The 19,280-nt window shown below is 51.7% G+C and carries 19 protein-coding genes; 8 read left to right on the forward strand and 11 right to left on the reverse strand.

Features of this window, described 5'->3' with window-relative positions; translation table 11 throughout:
* The first annotated feature begins 40 nt into the window (after nt 1-40).
* Both R50912_RS20290 and R50912_RS20295 read left to right on the forward strand, forming a co-directional pair.
* Nucleotides 41-601 (forward strand): hypothetical protein, encoded by a 561-nt coding sequence (locus R50912_RS20290; RefSeq protein ID WP_231637681.1) that lies wholly within the window; start codon nt 41-43, stop codon nt 599-601.
* Between the two features lie 57 nt (nt 602-658).
* Complete coding sequence (locus R50912_RS20295; RefSeq protein ID WP_042237422.1) at nt 659-1,615, forward strand: serine hydrolase domain-containing protein; 957 nt, start codon at nt 659-661, stop codon at nt 1,613-1,615.
* Nucleotides 1,616-2,523: 908 nt separating this feature from the next.
* Here the strand turns inward: R50912_RS20295 and R50912_RS20300 are convergent.
* Both R50912_RS20300 and R50912_RS20305 read right to left on the reverse strand, forming a co-directional pair.
* Complete coding sequence (locus tag R50912_RS20300; protein ID WP_042237423.1) at nt 2,524-3,282, reverse strand: CPBP family intramembrane glutamic endopeptidase; 759 nt, start codon at nt 3,280-3,282, stop codon at nt 2,524-2,526.
* A 161-nt stretch (nt 3,283-3,443) separates the two neighbouring features.
* Nucleotides 3,444-3,659, reverse strand: coding sequence for a hypothetical protein (locus tag R50912_RS20305; RefSeq protein WP_042237425.1), 216 nt, complete (start codon nt 3,657-3,659; stop codon nt 3,444-3,446).
* A 179-nt stretch (nt 3,660-3,838) separates the two neighbouring features.
* On the opposite strand from R50912_RS20305, the gene R50912_RS20310 reads away from it, so the two are divergent.
* Nucleotides 3,839-4,207 carry a hypothetical protein gene (locus R50912_RS20310; protein WP_042237426.1) on the forward strand — a complete coding sequence of 123 codons (369 nt, stop codon included), beginning with the start codon at nt 3,839-3,841 and terminating at the stop codon, nt 4,205-4,207.
* Between the two features lie 83 nt (nt 4,208-4,290).
* Here the strand turns inward: R50912_RS20310 and R50912_RS35710 are convergent, their stop codons facing one another.
* The 4 genes from R50912_RS35710 to R50912_RS20325 form a co-directional block, all read right to left on the reverse strand.
* A complete protein-coding gene (locus tag R50912_RS35710; protein ID WP_197072946.1) occupies nt 4,291-4,464 on the reverse strand; it encodes a hypothetical protein in 174 nt (57 codons plus the stop codon).
* Nucleotides 4,465-4,543: 79 nt separating this feature from the next.
* The gene (locus R50912_RS20315; protein ID WP_231637682.1) at nt 4,544-6,532 is read right to left on the reverse strand and encodes a chemotaxis protein CheA; all 1,989 of its coding nucleotides are present in this window, start codon (nt 6,530-6,532) and stop codon (nt 4,544-4,546) included.
* Nucleotides 6,533-6,547: 15 nt separating this feature from the next.
* Entirely contained in the window at nt 6,548-6,973 is a 426-nt protein-coding gene (locus tag R50912_RS20320; RefSeq protein ID WP_042237428.1) for a chemotaxis protein CheW, read from the reverse strand.
* Between the two features lie 23 nt (nt 6,974-6,996).
* Nucleotides 6,997-8,586, reverse strand: coding sequence for a methyl-accepting chemotaxis protein (locus R50912_RS20325; RefSeq protein ID WP_042237430.1), 1,590 nt, complete (start codon nt 8,584-8,586; stop codon nt 6,997-6,999).
* 317 nt (nt 8,587-8,903) lie between these two features.
* On the opposite strand from R50912_RS20325, the gene R50912_RS20330 reads away from it, so the two are divergent.
* Nucleotides 8,904-10,241, forward strand: coding sequence for an MFS transporter (locus R50912_RS20330; RefSeq protein WP_042237432.1), 1,338 nt, complete (start codon nt 8,904-8,906; stop codon nt 10,239-10,241).
* A 43-nt stretch (nt 10,242-10,284) separates the two neighbouring features.
* Nucleotides 10,285-11,040 (forward strand): PIG-L deacetylase family protein, encoded by a 756-nt coding sequence (locus R50912_RS20335; protein ID WP_042237433.1) that lies wholly within the window; start codon nt 10,285-10,287, stop codon nt 11,038-11,040.
* A gap of 157 nt (nt 11,041-11,197) precedes the next feature.
* Here R50912_RS20335 and R50912_RS20340 read toward each other — a convergent pair whose 3' ends face one another.
* Both R50912_RS20340 and R50912_RS20345 read right to left on the reverse strand, forming a co-directional pair.
* Nucleotides 11,198-12,043, reverse strand: a complete 846-nt coding sequence (locus R50912_RS20340; protein WP_081956584.1) for a GNAT family N-acetyltransferase — start codon at nt 12,041-12,043, stop codon at nt 11,198-11,200.
* A gap of 14 nt (nt 12,044-12,057) precedes the next feature.
* Nucleotides 12,058-12,981 (reverse strand): MBL fold metallo-hydrolase, encoded by a 924-nt coding sequence (locus tag R50912_RS20345; RefSeq protein WP_052416561.1) that lies wholly within the window; start codon nt 12,979-12,981, stop codon nt 12,058-12,060.
* Nucleotides 12,982-13,163: 182 nt separating this feature from the next.
* On the opposite strand from R50912_RS20345, the gene R50912_RS20350 reads away from it, so the two are divergent.
* Nucleotides 13,164-14,201 carry an asparaginase gene (locus R50912_RS20350; RefSeq protein ID WP_042138440.1) on the forward strand — a complete coding sequence of 346 codons (1,038 nt, stop codon included), beginning with the start codon at nt 13,164-13,166 and terminating at the stop codon, nt 14,199-14,201.
* A 92-nt stretch (nt 14,202-14,293) separates the two neighbouring features.
* Here R50912_RS20350 and R50912_RS20355 read toward each other — a convergent pair whose 3' ends face one another.
* Together R50912_RS20355 and R50912_RS20360 are read right to left on the reverse strand one after the other, a co-directional pair.
* Nucleotides 14,294-15,697: a sensor histidine kinase gene (locus tag R50912_RS20355; RefSeq protein WP_231637683.1), complete on the reverse strand. Its 1,404-nt coding sequence runs from the start codon at nt 15,695-15,697 to the stop codon at nt 14,294-14,296.
* Entirely contained in the window at nt 15,694-16,398 is a 705-nt protein-coding gene (locus R50912_RS20360) for a response regulator transcription factor (RefSeq protein ID WP_042237436.1), read from the reverse strand. The genes R50912_RS20355 and R50912_RS20360 overlap by 4 nt, the downstream gene beginning before the upstream one ends.
* 157 nt (nt 16,399-16,555) lie before the next feature.
* Between R50912_RS20360 and R50912_RS20365 the strand changes: the two genes are divergently transcribed.
* On the forward strand, nt 16,556-17,257 hold the full coding sequence (locus tag R50912_RS20365; RefSeq protein WP_042237438.1) for a hypothetical protein: 702 nt from the start codon (nt 16,556-16,558) through the stop codon (nt 17,255-17,257).
* Between the two features lie 91 nt (nt 17,258-17,348).
* Here the strand turns inward: R50912_RS20365 and R50912_RS20370 are convergent, their stop codons facing one another.
* Nucleotides 17,349-18,461, reverse strand: a complete 1,113-nt coding sequence (locus R50912_RS20370; protein ID WP_042237440.1) for an NADH:flavin oxidoreductase — start codon at nt 18,459-18,461, stop codon at nt 17,349-17,351.
* A 219-nt stretch (nt 18,462-18,680) separates the two neighbouring features.
* Between R50912_RS20370 and R50912_RS20375 the strand changes: the two genes are divergently transcribed.
* Nucleotides 18,681-19,277 carry a TetR/AcrR family transcriptional regulator gene (locus tag R50912_RS20375; RefSeq protein ID WP_042237442.1) on the forward strand — a complete coding sequence of 199 codons (597 nt, stop codon included), beginning with the start codon at nt 18,681-18,683 and terminating at the stop codon, nt 19,275-19,277.
* The last annotated feature ends 3 nt before the right edge of the window (nt 19,278-19,280 follow it).

Raw genomic sequence — 19,280 nt, forward strand, 5'->3', positions numbered from 1 at the left:
GTATTGGATTTGCGGAGGGCCGTGCGGGGGTAAAAGCACCATGGCCGAATTGATATCCGCCAAGTGGGGAATGAATTATTATTCTTCCGATGATCATTCGTTTGAATATAAGCAGCTGGCTAATCCGCAGGACCATCCGGCGATTCTCAGGTATTTCGTTGACTGGGAATGGTATTTCCTTGGACCGGATAACGACAGGAACCAGTGGCTGGTGTCTGCTGCGGAAGAAAGCGTAGAATTTATCATTCTCGAGCTGCTGCAGATGGGTAATGCCAAGCCTATTGTGGTGGACACGGATATTGCACCGGAATTTCTGCGGGCTATAGCTGGTGACGAGCGGATCGTATATGTGTATGCGGAGGACGAGCTGATCCGCAGGGACTACTTCAACCGTGATCATCTGCGGGGAATGCTGGATCTCTTCCCTGATCTATCCGATCCGGAACGGGCTAAGCGTGAGACGCTGGATGGTATCATTGAGAATACACATCGTTCTCTGCAGCAGGCAAGACAGCATCACGTGCAGCACTATATAAGAAATGCCCATACTACCAAAGAAGAGATGCTGTCCAGAATTGAGGCGCATTTCGGATTACATTAGAACCACCCGGCCACCGTTCATACGGTGGCCGGGTGTGTTTCACGAAAGGACACAACTATGAACCTGTCAGCACTTTCCGACTCCCTTGAGCCGCTGAACCTGCGGAGCTGTCTGATCCAGCAGCAGGGCCGTCTGATCTTTGAACATTATAGAGATCAGCGCACTTCTTCCGAGATTGCCAAGATCAACTCCTGCACCAAGAGCATACTCTCCGCGCTGGTCTGCATCGCGATGGACCAAGGCCAGCTTTCCGGTCCTTCGGCTCCTATCAGCGAATTCTTCCCGCAGCTCAGCCGTGACGCTGATACACGCAAGCAGCAAATTACAATCGGACAGCTGCTCACCATGTCTGCCGGCTTTCGCTGGACCGAATTCGGCGGCGCGAATTCCTTCCCCAAGATGACCCGTTCCCCCCATTGGGTGAACTATGTACTGGAGCAGCCGCTTGCGGATGAACCGGGTACCCGGATGGAGTACAACTCAGGGATATCGCAATTACTGTCGTCTATTGTGGTGCAGGCTTCAGGAATGAGCACAGCAAGATTCGCCGAGCAATATCTCTTCGGACCTCTCGGAATTACGGAGTATGAGTGGGAGAGTGATCCCCAAGGCATCCATACGGGCGGATACGGGTTGAAGCTGGGGCCTGCCAGCCTGCTGAATTTCGGACAGCTGTATTTACAGCAGGGAGTCTGGGAGAATTCGCAGATTATTTCCAGCGAATGGGTAGCACGTTCGGCACAGCCCGCTATGCAGACTGAGCCGCCCCGCCATGGCGGATACGGCTGGCACTGGTGGACAGACTCAATAGCAGGTGATACCAGAACCGGAGAGTCTGCTGCGGTGGATTATTATTATGCACGGGGCTATGCAGGGCAGTTTGTATATGTACTGCCGGAGCTTGAGACGGTGGTCGTGCTGACCCGGGACAATATGCGGGGCCGCAACAATCCGCCGCCTGACGTATTCGGCGAGTATATCGCACCGCAGCTTATGAATCCAAGCGGACTTTAGCAGCTTGCAAATAAGCTGCCTCTCCGGTGAAACCAAGCAGCTCCCCGCCTTCTTCCTGTACGCTGAAGAAATTCAAAAAACTCCATTTCAGCCGGAAGGGCGAAATGGAGCAGCTTATGTATATACGCATAAATCCCCGCTGCCTGATTGCTTGAGGCACGGGGATTTATGTGTTAATTCCTGTATTCACTTCAATCATTTCCTCCTGGTAACAAAGCCATATCCCTGACATGGTGATTGTTCTAATTTCATATTACCGTGTTGCCCGTTCGCTCCTATTCGGAGTGTTGCTCCATGTCCTGCATATGGGGTGGATTCCCGCGTACACGATTTCACGAAAAACGTTTTCACGGACGCTTTTCCTGCTGTGAAGAATCGTTTTAGTACGCTTCGCTAACCTTTTTCAACGGAATCACGCTCTTTCTTCCGCAAGATTACTCTTGCTTGAATGAATAGCTTTGGTTCATCTTCAAAGATTTGCTCTTGGGTTCCCGCATACCCACGATCTGCCAGAAGATGTTATCATCCACCTTCCCTATCAGCAGCCGATTCCGGCACGCTTCGCTAACGCTAGTACATCGGGATTCTCTCCTTTCCTTCATTCATTGCTAAATTTAGGAATGAGGCAATCACCTGTGGTTACCACCTGTATATTGTTGCTTGTGGTTCCTTTGGTGATGTCTACATTATACACTGGGATCGATAAAATTTAAAACTTCAAAAAACTGCATATCCCGTCATTATCCTTGATATTCCCCACTCTTTATGAGCAGAATGCCCATGTCTAACGATTACTCTTTGTAAAGATTATTTGCTCCCGCATGCTGTATCCATGTCATGTATGCGTTATCATTGAACAGATTTCCGGCCGGCATTCGGGATAAATTTCAGAATGCCGGCCGGTTTATTTACATGGACAGACTATTATTTTCATTCCGCCGGGTCAAGACCACTAACAGATAGATACCATAAATTAAGTACATGATATTCAGAATACCCACAAACAGAACCTCATTCTCCACATTGTCATTGCTGACCATCGCCAGAGCATCATAAATGAAATGAAAGGCGATCAGCGGAATGATATTGTTGCCTGCCTCAATCAGTAAGGCGAGGACGCAGCCCAGCAGCAGTGCATTGGCAACCTGGAGAAGTGTGCTTATGATATCTTTTCCGCCAAACGCATTGACCATATGTAGAACACCAAAGAATACGGACGAGAAAATAATATAAAATACAGGGCCCTTATGCTTCAGCTTATCTCTGATGATTCCCCGGAAAATGGATTCCTCAGTATACCCCACAATCATCGTCATGATCACGATACTGATCACTTCAGCCGCCGTCATCTTCACATTGATTCCAGCCATAACCGGCTGGGCTACCGCAAGAATCAGCAGGGGGATGTAGAACAGCACAGGTTTGGCCTGCTTGGCGTCAAGCTTGCGGAAGCCGAATCTCACTAGTGAGGAATCCTTCCGCTTCATATATACAGTAACGATGATGGCCATAACCAGGAAAGCACAGGCCTGGGCATTCCTTATCCCCATGTCTCCAAACTCCTGAATGGATGCTACTGCAGATGCTACTGAAACTAGAAAGGTCAGGACGACTCCCAGCATCAGCGAGAAAATAACAGGGTGTCCTTTGGCAGCGGTGTTCTTCATCTCTTATCTCCTTTTATGTAGTTGGTTTCATCATTGTCATCCAAGGACAATAATGGATTTATTGTAAACGATCCCTTGGAAATATACTACAATTTTCACTGCAGTTCTCATTCCTCTACTAGCGAACACATGAATGGATTCATCCGCTGACTTGCCGCCTTCTACAACAATCTGTTTTTAATCAGCAGAACTGCTTCATCCAGCCCCATCTCACTTGTATCCACCGTATGTGAATGCATTCCTGCATAAGTTCTTATCCGTTCCAGACTCCGATTGATCTGCTCCTCCGTTCTATGATCTTCCTGCATCCGCTGCCTGAGTGCTGATGAACTCTTGCCAACGCCCATTGTACCGTTTACGATGATGAGCTTTTTCAATACAATCTCTCCTTAAAATAACCGTATTGTCATATCCTACATTGTAATAGCTACTGCAATATATCACATCACTTTACCTAATATTCCAGTGGGAAATACGGCTGACGCATGCTATAATCTCTGAGTCCTATAGTGAGAATTGAACATAAGTATGGGGGTTGCAGGAGGTTTCGCTCAACATGAACAGTCCTATTAAAATCTTTAAAGTAACCGTCCAGCTGGAGAAGGATGAATATGATGTCGATGTCACTCATTGGAGACTGCTGACGGAAACGAACCGCTACTATGAAATCAAACCCGAAAGCGGCCCTGTAAAGCGGATTTACAAAGAAAAATTGAATACGGTAGTGGATGATACCAAATCCTATACAGATGGATATCTGGCTTGTTCGGCATTCTGTATCGAAGACCGTATTCATGATATGCATATCCTAATGCTGCACAAGCTGCAAATGAAGGTCAAAGCCTATATGGATGAGCTGCAGCTGAATCAGCAGGCCATCGAGCTGCAGATCAAGAGCCCCAAGACTGTACCGCACAAGAAGTAACCCTATTCAGCTGGCGGCACGCAAAAAACCGGAAGAATCGCAGTGTGCTGCGGAGCTTCCGGTTTTTTGCGCATCTGATTCAATTACAGCAATCCGGCGTTCTTCAAGGCATGTTCCCAGCTCGGAAAATAATGCAGCGCACTGCGCATTAACTCCGGATCCTGCTGCTTGACCTGTTTCTTGTTTACGGTACCTCCACCAGACTGAAGCTGCTTGATCCGACTGATAACTTCATCTGAAGCCAGCGTAATATCCAACTCTCCACCCCTTTCTGGTACGTCTTTCCATATTTTTCACAACTACAGCGTTTTCTATACAAATCCTGCAGCAATGAAATTAATGGCTGACCAGATAGGAGGCATCCAGAATCAGCGCAACCCGCCCATTCCCCAGAATTGTTGCCCCGGAGAGATGATTCATCGTCCCCAAATACACACCCAGCGACTTAATGACCACCTCCTGATTACCAATGATCTCATCGACGGCAAAGGCGGCGATCCGGTCCACGGACCGGACAATCACCAGCGGGATGGTCTTGGAGCTGCGCTCGGTCCGCGGGTAATGCAGCTTGTCTCGAAGCCAGGAAAGCGGCACAATCCGCCCGTGGTTAATAATCGCCTGTTCACCTTGAATGATCTGAATGTCTTCGGGGGAGATACGCACTATTTCCGCTACATTATACATGGGAAGGATCAGCACCCGGCCGGATACATTCACCAGCAGCCCCTTAATGATGGCCAGTGTAAGCGGCAGACGGATTATGAACACAGTCCCTTGGCCCGGTACCGTTTCGATATCAATGATGCCGTTAAGCCGTCCAATCTGGCTGCGTACGATATCCATCCCCACCCCCCGGCCCGACACCTCACTTACTTCGGCAGCCGTTGAGAAGCCGGGCTCAAAGATCAGGTGGATGGCTTCTTGAGCCGTTAAGAACCCGGCCTGTTCTTCAGTGATGATGCCTTTGCTAAGTGCGGAGGCTTTAATTCTGCCGGCATCTATGCCCTGCCCGTCGTCCTCCAGGCGGATAACCACCTGATTCTCCTCATGAAAAGAGGTGAGTGTAATCATACCCTTGGGGGATTTCCCGCGTTCTACGCGGGCTTCCGGACTTTCAATCCCGTGATCGGTGCTGTTGCGGATCAAATGGATCAACGGATCACTCAGCTCTTCGATAATCATCCGGTCGAGCTCGGTCTCGCCTCCCTGGATCAGGAGTTCAATCTCCTTCCCCAGCTTATGGGCCAGATCCCGGACCAGACGCGGAAACCGGTTGAACAATTGATCTATCGGAAGCATCCGGGTCTTCATTACACCTTCCTGCAGCTCCTTGATAATAGTGCCCATATGATCCGACACTCCGCCTATACCCGGCAATACCTTAGCCGGATCATTCCGCAGGCCGGCTGCACTCAGATCGGCCAGCGAGGTCTGCTCGATCAGCAGTTCGCCTACCAGATTCATCAGATGGTCCAGACGTTCCACACTTACCCTTACCGTCGGCTGGGTACTGTTCCCCCTTTCCATGTTCGGGGAAGACGGAGGCCCCGCCAGTGACGGTTCAACCGCCGCCGCGCCAGTAACCGTTTCGGGACCGGGCACGAATGGAGTGACGGCAATACTCTGGACGTCAGAATCACCCGCCAGCTGTTCTGATATCTGCTGAATATCTTTGCCGGCAGCGGCCACTACAGCAAACCGGATGTAACGCGAGTCTTCATCTGCTCCGATGGCCGCTGCTGCCGACAGCGCGACAGCAACGACCTTACCGCATACATCTTCGATACGCTGCAGCAGCATATAATGCCGTGCCGCCTTCATCAGGCACTCCTCTTTGAGCGTTACCGCAACGGACAGCAGCGAGTACCCGGCAACCACGGCTTCTTCGGCCAGGAGCCTCTCCGCCGGACTTAAGACGGGCAACCGGACCGGCTGTGGTTCATCCGGCATATTAATCAATGCCTTAATCTCCGCAACGACGGCGCTGCAGTCGGCGTAATCACCGCCGCTGATATATTGGGTGCGAAGCAGCTTCATGGCGTCGAGCGCCCGGAAGAGCGTATCAATCAGCTTTCCGGTAATCTCCGGTTTCTTCTCCCGGACCCATTCAAGGGCATATTCAACCTCATGCGTCAGATCGCTCATTTCACGGAAGCCCATGGTTGAGGCTGAGCCCTTGATGGTGTGGGCTGCGCGGAATATTGTCTGGACTAGCTCAGGTGCCGGTGCATGCTCCAGCGTGAGCAGGGATTGGTCGATCCGCTCCAGTTGCTCATTCAGCTCTTCTATGAAAATATCGCGGTAGGCAGATAGTTCCATCATCATTACTTGTTCCCCTTCCTAACCGCCCAATATTTCCTCGAGCTTGAGAATGCCAATCAGCTGATCATCCCGTTGACCAATCCCGTGGAAAACCGCTTCGCGGCTGCGGCTATACCCGCCCGCAGGAGGGTGGATCTCAGCATACGTAGTCACTTTATTGACCTTATCCACAATGAGACCCACGAACTCCTCCCGGTAGTTGACCACAATAATTCTTGTATTCCGGGTGTATGGCTCATCCGCCATCCCCAGCAAATTGCGCAGGCTCATTACGCTGACCACTTTACCGCGCAGATTGACCACACCCTTCACTTCATTCCGGGTAAAAGGGATATCTGTAATGCTGAGCATTTTGATAATTTCATGAATTTCTTCGATACGGATTGCGCAGGTTTCGGCTCCTACAGCAAGCTCGATATACTGTTCCTTCTGTAAGGATGACATGGCTTCACCTTCAGTCTGTAGAATTAATGAGTCTTGAACGCAGCAGCCGACTGGGCTAAATCCTCGGATAAGAGGGCCAGAGCCTGGCAGGTAGCTGCCGTTTCCTCTGAAGCCGCTGCGGATTCCTCACTGGAGGCGGCAATGGACTGGACCGAGCTCATCACTTCGGCTGCCTGAGCGGATTCCTCTTCACAGGCGGCAGCAATTTCATTCACTTTGAGTGAAGAAGTATTAACCATACTGATAATCTGTTCAAAGGCCTGGCTGGTCATCGAAGACTGCTCAACGCTTTCCGCTACTGCCCGGACGCTTTGCTTCGTATTCTCCTGCATGGCCTTGATGATCTTCGTGATTTCCTTCGTGGCATCACTGCTGCGCTCGGCAAGCTTGCGGACTTCATCCGCCACCACTGCGAAGCCGCGGCCCTGCTCTCCGGCACGAGCAGCTTCAATCGCCGCATTCAAAGCCAGCAGATTGGTCTGCTCGGCAATATCATCAATCACTTCGATGATGTCTCCGATTTTGCCGGAATCCTCTTCGAGCTGTTTCATCTGGTGATTGACGGTCTGCATTCCGTGCAGCGAGGTCTCAACCACGTATCCGCCTTCCCGGGCTGTGCGCACCGTCTCATTCGACAGCTCCGCCGCTTCCTCTGCGCTGGAGGCTACGGAATCAATAGCCAGCGACAGCTCCTTGAACAGTTCGGTAATGTTCGTTGCCGCCGCAGACTGGTTCGTGCTGGTACTGGCGATTTCCTGGGTACTTGCTGAGATTTGCTCGGAAGACGCAGCTACACTCTGTGAATTCATAACAATCCCGTTGATCAGGTCCTTCAGGTTATGAACCATCCGGTTCAGCGCAGCAGCCAGTTGGCCCACTTCATCCTTGGTGGAAATATCGGATTGCTGGGTCAAATTACCGCTGGCCACCTCTGAGGCCAGCCGCAGCATCTGCATAAGCGGTTTGGAGATGGATCTGGCGATCAGGTAACCTATAAGAATGCTGATGATTACAGCAGCCGCGACAACTGAAATGGTAATCACCAGCGCCGAGGAATAGGCTGATTGGGAGTGGCGGTTCGCTTCATCGGCCAGCTCCACGTTAAATTCGATCAGACCATCCAGGTTCTCAAGCACTTTCTCTCCCTGCGCATTCAATTGGGTCGTCAGGAAAGTATTAAATTGAGCTGGATCATCCAGTTCAGCCAGGGCAAGCGCTTCCTCAAACAGCTTCAGATAGACCTCATACTCCTTGTCAAAATCGTTCAGCAGCTCTTTCTCCGTGCCGGTCGTGGCCAGCGGACGGTAATTGTCCACCTTCTGGATCAGATCCTGCCGGGAAGATTCAATCTTGTCCTGATAACCGGCAATTTGGGTTGCATCTGTGGTGTTGCTCATATCGCGTATATATACCCGGATGACCTGATAATTGATTTTGACAGCAGACAGATCTCTGACCGAAATCAGATTGTTGTTATACATGGCCTTCATATTCTGATTACTGCTGCTCAGCGAGAAAATGGAATACACCCCGAGTCCCGCCAGAATTAAAGAGACCACCATAAAAGCTGAGATAATTTTTGTTGCTGTTTTCATGTTTCCGAACCATTTCATGTGTTTTCCCCCTGTGGTTAACTTCTTAGTGTCCATCCTGCCGTAATCCTGTTGTATTCACCCATACACTCCCCCATCAGCCGGACACATCAGCTATATTTCGACATTTTTCGTTAAATAGTTAATATATAATTTTTGCATTATTAAATTTTTAATTTATTTTCTGTAATGCGCTTCCACATTGTCTATATGTAGCGGTTATCCCGCCGGCAGCGTTAGCTATATTCAGCTTGACAGAACATCAAAAAAAGTTATAAATAAACATAATTAGTAAATGGTACAACCCTACATATACACAACGAAAAGAGGACTGCCCATTGACAACAAAAGTACCTTTGGCTGAGAAAATGGTGTTCTCCGGCGGCTTGCTGGGCCAGAATATGCTGTACAGCTTCATGTCGATGTATATTCTGTTCTTCTACACGGATCTGCTGGGTATTCCGGCGACTACTGCCAGCGTCATACTGGTAGTGGCGAGCATCTTCGATGCTTGTCTTGATCCGCTGATGGGCATGATTACCGACAAAACACGCTCCAGGTGGGGCAAATTCAGGCCTTATCTGCTGTTCGCCCCCTTCCTGATTGCGCTGGCAACCATCGTCTGCTTCTGGGACTTCGGAGGCTCCTCTACAACGACGCTGGTGATCGCCACCGTATCGTATCTGCTCTGGGGGATGCTGTATACAGTCTGTGACACGCCACTTTGGGCCTTGTCGTCCGTCATTTCTACAGAACCGGGTGAACGGACATTGTTCGTCACTTTAGGCAAAATCGGCGGAACCCTCGGTGCGGTCGTGATCACAGTCGGCGGTATCCAGCTGCTGCTGGCCTTCGGCGGTGAACGGAGCACACAAGCTTATCTGTATTCCGCAATTATTATAGGAATCATTGCCGCTTTCTCTATTTTCCTGACCGGAATTCTTACCAGGGAAAGGGTCGCCCCTTCTCCCGTGAAGATCTCGTTCCGGCAAAATCTGCAAACGGTGTATAAAAATAAACCGCTGCTCACCCTGCTTGCCTCGCTGCTGATTATTAACCTGGTCAACGGCATCCGGCAGAGCATCCAGCTGTATTATGTGGTCTATGTCTGGGGGGATGCCGGTTATGCAACCCAGGTCGGGATTAGTCTTGTTGTAGGCATGCTGCTGGGAATGACGGCTACGCCGCCGCTTTTGCGCCGCTTCTCCAAGAAGAAGGTATTCATCCTCTCCTGCATACTGGGGAGCTTGTCCTGCATCCTGCCTTATCTTCTCGGTGACCACAATGTTCTGACCACGCTGGTGTTCTTCGCGGTCAGCTTCTTCTTCTCGGGCATGACAACCATTGTGAGCACATCAATGCTGCTGGATACCATTGATTATTCGGAGTGGAAGCTGGGCTTCCGGGGCGAGGGGATTGTGTTCTCCACGAACACCTTTGTTACTAAATTCAGCGGGGCATTGTCACGGCTCATTATCGGTGCAAGTCTGGGCCTGCTTAGCTATGTTGAGAATCAGCCGTCGACTCCAAGGCTCCAGCAGGGGCTCAGCTTCGTGATGTTTCTCTTGCCCGCCCTCTGTTTCCTGGCCGCAATTCTGCCGATTCTGTTCTACAATATCAGTGACAAGCAGAGGCTGCAGACACTGAATGATTTGGAGAATACCCGGTCCGTATAGAAGGGACCCAGGCATTTATCTAATATAAGGAGTGATCATGAACATGGATATATCCACTATGGCCGCACTGATGTCCCCTCCCGATCTGACAGGCTGCCGCAGAATATTATGCGTACAGCCGCACCCGGATGATAATGAGGTGGGCATCGGCGGGACAATCGCCTCTTTGGCGGAGCGGGGCTGCGAGATTCATTATTTAACCGTGACGAACGGGGATCTAGGTGCGGTGGACGAGCATTTGTCTTCTGCCGAGATTGCAGCCGTCCGCGCACGTGAGCTGGAAGCCGCAGGGCGGTCGCTGGGTGCCACAGTGTTCCATCAGCTGGCCCACGGCGACGGCACCCTGGAGCATATTCCGGCGCTGGCAGAAGAGATTGCCGGGATCATCCGTACCGTGCAGCCGGATGTTATCCTCTGTCCTGATCCGTGGCTGAGCTATGAGGCACATTATGATCATATCGTTACAGGCAGAGCCGCAGCCCAGGCCTTCCTGTCGTCCGGACTTCCGCTGTATCCCCGGGGGACAAACACCCGCCCCTGGCAGCCGAAGGCCATTGGTTTCTATTTCACCTCGGAGCCGAATACGGTGGTTGACATTACAGAGCACTTCGAGCGGAAGTTCGCAGCCTTAGCCCTGCACAGCAGCCAATTCAGTGAGGAGACTCTGGCGATGTACCGGATCTATTTCCGCGAAAAAGGCCGCCAGCTCGCCGAAGGCAAAGACTTCGAGCTTGGCGAAGGCCTGAAGCTGCTGTCCCCGTTGCATCTGCATTGCTTCGTGGATGCCCGGCTGATCTGACATCTGCAAGGCCTTTAGCTGCTTCCTCCTGCTTGCCGAGGAGATAAACCCCCAATATCGTTAGATAATGATAATATTATCTCCGGAAAACTCAATAAAAAAGAACGCCCGCCGGCGCCCTTTTCGTGTCCATTAGATATATCGCCCTGTCTCTTAATCATTCGGCCAAGCGGTAATAAGGGATGTACAACGACGGTTTGAAGCCGAGCTTCTGAGCCAGTCTATATGAACCCTCATTCTCCTGGCGGCAGCCCCACACCGGCTCCAGCCCGTGCTCCAGGCAGTAATCAATCAGTGCGGAACATACGGAGAAGGCAAAATGCTGCCCCCGGTGGCCCGCTGCCGATTCAATCCCAATCTCAAGCTGATCCGCTGTACGGTACGCCGAGAACGCATTAGAGGCGCTCTCCCCCTCCCAGAGCAGGGTGTACCCTATGCCTGTACTTAGGAAATGCTCTGCATCTCTCCAGAAATAACGCGGAATCACAGCACCTGATTGCCCGTCAAACTGCCCGGCAGTCATCGGAACAATTACTGCATCCTTCCGGAACCATTGCTCCTTCGCACTGTGGTAGACTTCCGGGTCAAAGGTGAAATTCACTCTGGTATGAGTGTACATCCTCCGTGTATCAGCCGTTTCAGGACCGGGATCGACCGCATTTAACAGTGCGTTATGCGCTGTAATTATTGACTCCACCAGCGGAGACCAGCCACCTGCCGGATCACCCTGCAGCCATTCCGGGGACTGCCTGTCCCCTGACTGGTTGGTAATATAATCATATAAGCTCCGGTTAAACGCCTCATTGCCCGAATCCCCATAGACCAGCGACATCCCATAGTCATGAGCCACATAAAAGGTACGGGGGTTCTGCACATTATCCACGTAAACAGTGCCGGTGGTCTGGCCCTTGAGTACTGCTTCTGCGAACAGGGTATTGATCTTCACTTGGCTTAACAGCGGCAGAGCCAGGGCATAGTCACGGCTATCCAGCTTCAGCATCATTTTCTCCTCTTTTCTCAGGATTGATTATATGTATTGTACAGCCAGCGGAAATTCCACTCAAAGATATGGGAACCCTCCCATGTATCAAACGGTGCCGGGATTCCCTTGGCGATCCATACCTCCGCGCTTTCCCCGCTCCGGACAGCTGCTGCGGCATACGTCTGAATCTCTTGGAGATAACTTAACATTTCTGCGATGCTCTCACGTCCGGCAACCCCTCCATGACCAGGGATCAGCCGGGTGAAATCCATCTCCAGGCCAATCCGCTCCACAATACCGGTCCACGCTTCAGGGAAACCATGCAGCATGGCCGGATGAGATTGGTTTAGCACCAGATCCCCGGCGATCAGCACCTTCACGTCAGCAATATATACCATGGCATCGCTGCAGGTATGCCCGCCCCCATAGGTGAACAACTGTATGGACCGCTCTGACCCGTGAATATCAAGCGTATCCTTGAATGTCACAGCAGCAGTTACTCTGCGGATCGCAGGTGTCGCCTCCAGCAAGGCCTGCTTCTCCTCGATTTCATATCCCAGCGCCGCCTGCACGCGGGTGTCCGCAGCAGTACTATGAGCCTCCTGGAGCGCTGCAATCTGTTTCTGCAGCCCTTCCTGCCATTCCCCTAGCTCAGGTGGACCCGTCGTTGTCAGCACTTCACGGGTAAGCTCTGTGGAAATGATAAGACTATCCGCAAATTCCTGATTCCCGTAATGATGATCCCCGTGATAATGGGTATTCACTATGTATTGGACCGGGTTCCCTGTCAGCTGCTCAGCCGTCTCCCGCAAGAGCTTCGCTGCCCCGGGCAGGCTGAAGGTATCGACCACAACTGTGGTATCCCCAAGATCTATAATGGAGGCATTGCCTACCGCTCCCCGGCCCGGAGTTACAATTGCCGCCCACACTCCATGGGCTACTTCCTCTATCTTGAACATACATATCCTCCCATTTATATTTTTACTTATTATACCTTAATCTGGCATGTACTTATTGACTAATTATTTGCAGGGAAAATTAGGAGTAAAAACAGATCAATATCCCCGGAAATCGTATGTTATAATACATTCAATGTCATTCTATAACCTTCATTCTGATTCGATCTGAAAGGAAACGATCTATGATTATTCCAGCACCTGAAGTGAACTTCACAGCTTCCCCATTCTATAATCCCAGTCTCAAAAATGTAGTTATTCTGGCCACCGGCGGCACCATTGCCGGCAGCGGCGAAGCGCATAAAACCTTGAACTACGAACCCGGTGCCCTGCCCGTGCAGGATCTGCTGGATAGTGTGCCCCACCTGGAACGGCTTGCCAATTGTGCAGGCGTACAGGTCAGCAATCTGTGCAGTGCAGATATCACCAGTGAACACTGGCTTACACTGGCTGCGTACATCAATACACTCGCTCTCCGGGAGGATGTGCACGGCTTCGTAATTACCCACGGCACCGACACCCTGGATGAGACTTCCTATTTCTTGAACCTGGTGATCAAGACTGACAAACCTGTGATCATTACCGGCTCCATGCGTCCGGCTACCGCAATCAGTGCCGACGGACCGCTCAATCTGTATCAGTCCGTTGCACTGGCAGCGAATCCGGATGCGTCCGGACAAGGCGTGATGGTTGTCTTCGCTGAAGGGATCTACAGCGGGCGGGATGTTCAGAAGGTGAATACCTTCAAGGCCAATGCCTTCGATGAGCGTGATTTCGGCTGCCTGGGCTATATGCGCGACAGTCATGCCTTCTTCTATACCCGGACGCTCAAAAGACATACGACTGCTTCACAATTCGATGTATCGGCCATGACCGGATTGCCGGAAGTATCCGTAGCCTACTTCCATGTCGACGCCGATCCCGGCATCCTGGATTATCTCGCCACAATCTCCAAGGGCATTGTGATTGCCGGTGCAGGTGGAGGCATCTACAGCAAGCCGTGGATTGATAAAGTCGGCGAGCTTAAGAACAATAACATCCCTGTGGTCCGCTGCTCGCGGATCTCAAGCGGAATCACGCTCAAGGACTCCTATATTGACCTGTCCGCCAATTCCATTCCCTGCAACAGTCTGGTGCCGCAAAAAGCACGAATTCTGCTCTCCCTGGCGCTGACACAAACAACCGGCTACGACGAAATTGCCGCAATGTTCAACGAATATTAAAACATTAGGAATCACTTTAAGGGGGTGTCCCGCAAGCCTTATAATGGCTTCCGGGGCACCCCCTTTTTTGACTGCTTTTGAGATAATCCCTGTCAGCCCGCTGCGGAAGGAAATTCGAAGGTTAGGACGGCACCGCCTTCCGGGCAGTTCCGGGCGGTAATCTTACCGCCGCAGCGCTCCACGATGGCGCGCGAGATGGCCAGTCCCAGCCCGGAATCACCATTTTTCCCTTTGACGAACCTGTGAAACAGGCTGGGCAGCAGTTCCTGCGGAATGCCGGGGCCGTCATCTGAAACCGTTAATGTAATCAGCCCCTTGCTTACATAACCATGGATATCAATCTTCCTGTCTGCATAACGTGCAGCATTGGATAATACGTTCAGCAGTGCCTGCAGCAGCTTATCGCGGTCAGCCCTCAGCATCAGCCCGCTGTCTCCGGAGATTTCAGTCTTGAGAGTTAGCTTTCTTGCAGCCAGCTGCGGATTGACCCGTTCTACCGCCTCTGAGAGCAGCTCTTCCAGATCGCATTCTACCGCCCGGAATATATCCTCCTCACTGTCCAGCTTGGCCAGTAGCGTCATTTCGCTCACCAGGTCCCGCAGCCGTCCGCTCTCGCCCAGGATAATATCCAGCCCTCTACGGACATCCTCACCTTCAAAAATCCCGTCCCTGATGCCCTCCGCATAACCGGATATCGACATCAGCGGTGATTTGAGCTCATGCGAGGCATTCTGGAAGAATTGCTTCTGTACCCGGTTGAACCTGTGCAATTCTCCGGCCATTTCGTATACAGTCTGGGCTACAGAACCGATCTCCCCACCCGCCCGGACCAGATTCACCTCGGCAAACCGGCGGTTTTTCACTTTTTTGAGTTCCTCACGCAGGTTCATCAGCGGATCAATCAGCTTCTTCGTGATAAACAGGCTGAACAGGAACATCACGGCTGCACCGGCGGCGAAGACGAGAATCAACCGTTTAAGCAGTGCCTGTTCGATAGCTTTGATTCTGCTGACAGGCGTCAGCAAGGTCAGTTTACCTTGGGGAAGCGCATTTACCTGCACAAGATAACGCTGGTCATTACCGTCCCATAAGCTCTGTAGGCTGTCCGGCTCCGCTGCAGCAATACCGGTAACTGCCCCCGTCTGCCCGGATGCAGGGATGGTGCCAGAGACCACCTTCCCCTGCTGATCCGTCACAATCGCCTGTACTCCGCTGGAAAGCGTAGCGTATTGAACCGGAAACAACTCATTTTCTTCAATTGGGACTGCACTTATTGCTGCGGCGGGCTGCTGCTGCATGCTGGCGGTCAGTGTAGCGCCTAGCGTCCGCAATCCCTCCTGTTCCTTACCGATGAAATGGTCCATCAGTACAAAATGAATCATCACGCCTGTGATAGACAAGACAAGCACCATAGACAGTCCAAAGGCAAAATTGATCTGATGCACCAGCTTCAGCTTCTTCATCTGCCCGTTTAGCTTCATCCGTATATTCATCATTCCAGCCCTTCTCTCATCCGGTAACCGTGTCCCCAGACCGATTCCAGCGGTAAGCCGTCTATTTTTTTGCGGATGCGTTTGATCAGATGGTCCACTGCGCGGTCACTGCCGAAATAATCATCACCCCAGACATAACCCAGCAGCTCTTCCCGCGTAAACGCCCGGTTCGGATGTCCGGCAAATACCTTCAGCATCAGGAACTCCTTACTCGTCAGCTCCACCTCTGATCCGTGCCAGAAGGACCTCCTTTCTTCCGGAAGCAGCAGCAGGCCGCCCAGCTCTATGCCTGAAGGGGGCTGCAGCGCAGCTGCGGGCAGAGGCTGTTGGAGGCGTTCCCACCTTGCCAGCTGCCGTTTGATCCGGGCCACCAGCTCACGGGGACTGAACGGCTTGACCAGATAATCGTCGCTGCCCAGCTCAAGACCCAGTATTTTATCGACTTCATCATCTTTGGCTGAGATCATAATGATCGGCACCTCTGCTTCATCACGGATGCGTCTGCATAGTTCATACCCGTCCATCCCCGGAAGCATGATATCGAGCACCCACATGCCGGGAGGATCGCTTGTCCACAGGGCCCAGGCTTCTTCGGCACTTCCCAGACCAATGGTGCGGAAATTCTCCTTATGTAAATAAGCCTCGACCAGATTGCGTATATTCTCATCATCGTCCACAACAGCAATGACCGTCTGATTGTTCATCGTAACCCTCCACAGTTTTGTCTGCTCCATTATAACAAGCTGCCGGAGGCGGTAGGGCCCTGCCATTGTTTTTCCACAAATCCACCAATTTCCTGCCACAGTAGAACGCTATATTGGGAGCTGTAAGACAAACCTCACCCATAAGGAGTGTTAGTTCATGAACCGTTTAATCTTGAGAAGAATGGCCCTCTCCACCCTGCTGCTGTCCTCCATCGCAACCCCGGTGTTTGCCGATGCAGACCGCACGCCGCAACAGACACAGGCTCCCGCAGTTACCTTAAGCGCTGCCTCCGCACCTGTGCAAGGCAGTATCATGATTTCCTCCCGTTTCCCCGACTTGCTGGGTCTTGCTGAAAGCTATGCGCCGGAGACGCTTCAGGACTGGACCGATACGCTCAGCAGATACAGTAAGGCCATCCGCCTAAATGTTAGGGTGCTTAACCTCGATACACAAGGAGAATTTACCGCTCCAGCCGTGCAACTGGCCACACCTGTAGCCTTGACAACAGCCGAACCTTCCCTTGCCGGTTCAGCGCCGTCAACCGATCTTCAGCTTGTCATAACAGACGGGACCGTCAGTGCCTTCGCAACAGGAACAGCGGCTTCATCCACTGCAGAATTCGCTGTGTTTGCAACACCTGACAGCGTCCCGTCCGCCGGACTCACAAGCTCTGGCTCCATAACAGCCGCTGCACTCCCGGCTCTGCTCCCGATGACAGAAGATAACGGATTCTTCAAGGCGCAGGCTGCACTGGCTGAAGCCGTAGAATCCAAAGATGCCCCAGCGGTCAAGCAAGCGCTGGGCGGGCTGCTGGAACAGTACAAACAGCTTACCAAAAAGCTTGAAGAAGTGAAGTAAGCTCGGAATAACGCGTCTATAGAACAGGATATGCAAAAAGCAGGCCAAGGGCGGGTACCTTTGGCCTGCTTTTCGTTTAGACAATCAATTGTCAGGAGAGCGCCGCTACCGATTCAGGGGTAAACGCCTGAAGCTCACTCACCCGTCCGTCACGGATTTTGACCGCCCAGGCGGGATCTCCGAGCAGCGCCCGTCCCACGGCCACCAGATCAAATTCGTTGTCGTTCAGCCGCTCCACAAGTCCCTCCAGTCCCGGATGTGCCCGTCCTTCCCCTTCGGCGGGATCACTGTCCATGCCAACCGACCCGACCGTAATGGTCGTCTTGCCTGTCAGCTTCTTCACCCAGCCGGCAAAGCTAAGATCGGAACCGGCAAATTCGGGCTCCCAGAAATGGCGTACTGAGCAGTGGAAGATATCTACTCCGGCGTTCACCAGAACATTCAGCAGTTCCTTCAACTGATCCGGTGTGTCCGCAAGCCTGGCAGTGTAATCGCCCATTTTCCACTGGGACAGACGCATGGCTACCGGATAATCCGGACCTACCGCAGCACGTACAGCTTCGACTATCTGAGCAGCAAACTGGGCGCGCTTCACCAGATCGCCGCCGTACCGGTCTGTCCGCTGATTGGTCTTCACCCACAAAAACTGGTCAATCAGAAAGCCATGTGCTCCGTGAAGCTCTATACCATCGAACCCGGCTTCTTTGGCATGAAGCGCTGCAGCCGCGTAAGCTTGAATCACATCCGCAATTTCTTCCGTAGTCATCGGTTCTCCTGCCTTGTTCCCCTCCAGATCCAGTCCGGATGGACCGATGGACAAGGCTTCCGGATTAGGCTGGGAGCCATTCGGCCGGATCATGCCCATATGCACGATTTGCGGGAAAATTTTGCCGCCTGCTTCATGCACCTGTCTGACCACTTCCGCCCAGCCGTTCAATGCTTCTTCCCCATAAAGCTTAGGCAATCTGGGCTCACTGGTTGCTGAAGGATGGTCTATTAGAGCTCCTTCGGTTATCACAAGACCGACACCGTTCTCGGCACGGCGGCGGTAATAAGCGGCTACATCCGGCCCCGGCACACCTTCAGGTGAGAAGGCACGGGCCATCGGCGACATGACGATTCGTGTCGGCAAGGTCAGTTGATGGATCGTATAAGGCTGAAACAAGGCTTGAATGGAATGATTGTTGTTCTGTGGATGACTCATGAACCGCACCTCCAATATTATTTTGGCACCCGCAGTTAAGGGGTACGAATGCAATATTAGCAAGGCCACCTGCCCCATTCAACCAACAATCTGCGCCTTCTGTTGCTTAAGCGAAATGCTAAATTGTATTGTTGGTTATCCAAGGATACCTTGGTTGGCGCAGCCGCAGATGTTTATAATAGAAAAAGCATAAGTTACCGAAGGGAGCATGGATAGAGGATGCCAAGTATATTATCACCGAACCCGAACGACCCGCGTGTCATCCGGACACGCCAGTTAATTCTGGACTCATTCGCCGAGCAATTAAATAAAATGGATTTTGGTGCGATTACGATACAGGATATCACGAAAAAAGCCACCATTAACCGCGCTACCTTCTATGCTCATTTTCCTGATAAATATGCGCTGCTTGAATCCTTTTTGTCGGATGCCTTCTCGGAGCTGGTTCTCCGCAAAATAGATGACAAGGCAACCCTGACGGAGGAAACGCTCCAGAAGCTGGTTGCTGCTCTTTGCGATTATCATGAATCAAGTCATCACTGCCTGAAGAAATATGATTCGTTGGCGCTGATTATTGAAGAGAATATTAAGATGCGGCTGGAGCAATTGCTGCAAAGGCTTCTGGGCGAAGCTAACAGCACTATGGATACTCCTACACTACAAACGGCTGCAACCCTGCTAAGCTGGTCAATCTATGGGGTTACCTTCCGCTGGAATAAGGAGGGCCGGCATGAGCCCCCTGCTGCTCTTGCCGGCAGATTAGTACCATTGATCAATAATGGAGTCTCCTTGTTAACTGCCGATGTCAGAGAATAAGAG

The organism is Paenibacillus sp. FSL R5-0912 (assembly GCF_000758605.1).
Lineage (GTDB): Bacteria > Bacillota > Bacilli > Paenibacillales > Paenibacillaceae > Paenibacillus_AQ.

What these genes read in the sequence shown, in the direction of transcription:
- R50912_RS20290 (WP_231637681.1), top strand. Translation starts at nt 41, where the DNA reads ATGGCCGAATTGATATCCGCCAAGTGGGGAATGAATTATTATTCTTCC.
- R50912_RS20295 (WP_042237422.1), top strand. Translation starts at nt 659, where the DNA reads ATGAACCTGTCAGCACTTTCCGACTCCCTTGAGCCGCTGAACCTGCGG.
- R50912_RS20300 (WP_042237423.1), bottom strand. Translation starts at nt 3,282, where the DNA reads ATGAAGAACACCGCTGCCAAAGGACACCCTGTTATTTTCTCGCTGATG.
- R50912_RS20310 (WP_042237426.1), top strand. Translation starts at nt 3,839, where the DNA reads ATGAACAGTCCTATTAAAATCTTTAAAGTAACCGTCCAGCTGGAGAAG.
- R50912_RS20315 (WP_231637682.1), bottom strand. Translation starts at nt 6,532, where the DNA reads ATGATGATGGAACTATCTGCCTACCGCGATATTTTCATAGAAGAGCTG.
- R50912_RS20320 (WP_042237428.1), bottom strand. Translation starts at nt 6,973, where the DNA reads ATGTCATCCTTACAGAAGGAACAGTATATCGAGCTTGCTGTAGGAGCC.
- R50912_RS20325 (WP_042237430.1), bottom strand. Translation starts at nt 8,586, where the DNA reads ATGAAATGGTTCGGAAACATGAAAACAGCAACAAAAATTATCTCAGCT.
- R50912_RS20335 (WP_042237433.1), top strand. Translation starts at nt 10,285, where the DNA reads ATGGATATATCCACTATGGCCGCACTGATGTCCCCTCCCGATCTGACA.
- R50912_RS20340 (WP_081956584.1), bottom strand. Translation starts at nt 12,043, where the DNA reads ATGATGCTGAAGCTGGATAGCCGTGACTATGCCCTGGCTCTGCCGCTG.
- R50912_RS20345 (WP_052416561.1), bottom strand. Translation starts at nt 12,981, where the DNA reads ATGTTCAAGATAGAGGAAGTAGCCCATGGAGTGTGGGCGGCAATTGTA.
- R50912_RS20350 (WP_042138440.1), top strand. Translation starts at nt 13,164, where the DNA reads ATGATTATTCCAGCACCTGAAGTGAACTTCACAGCTTCCCCATTCTAT.
- R50912_RS20355 (WP_231637683.1), bottom strand. Translation starts at nt 15,697, where the DNA reads ATGATGAATATACGGATGAAGCTAAACGGGCAGATGAAGAAGCTGAAG.
- R50912_RS20360 (WP_042237436.1), bottom strand. Translation starts at nt 16,398, where the DNA reads ATGAACAATCAGACGGTCATTGCTGTTGTGGACGATGATGAGAATATA.
- R50912_RS20365 (WP_042237438.1), top strand. Translation starts at nt 16,556, where the DNA reads ATGAACCGTTTAATCTTGAGAAGAATGGCCCTCTCCACCCTGCTGCTG.
- R50912_RS20370 (WP_042237440.1), bottom strand. Translation starts at nt 18,461, where the DNA reads ATGAGTCATCCACAGAACAACAATCATTCCATTCAAGCCTTGTTTCAG.
- R50912_RS20375 (WP_042237442.1), top strand. Translation starts at nt 18,681, where the DNA reads ATGCCAAGTATATTATCACCGAACCCGAACGACCCGCGTGTCATCCGG.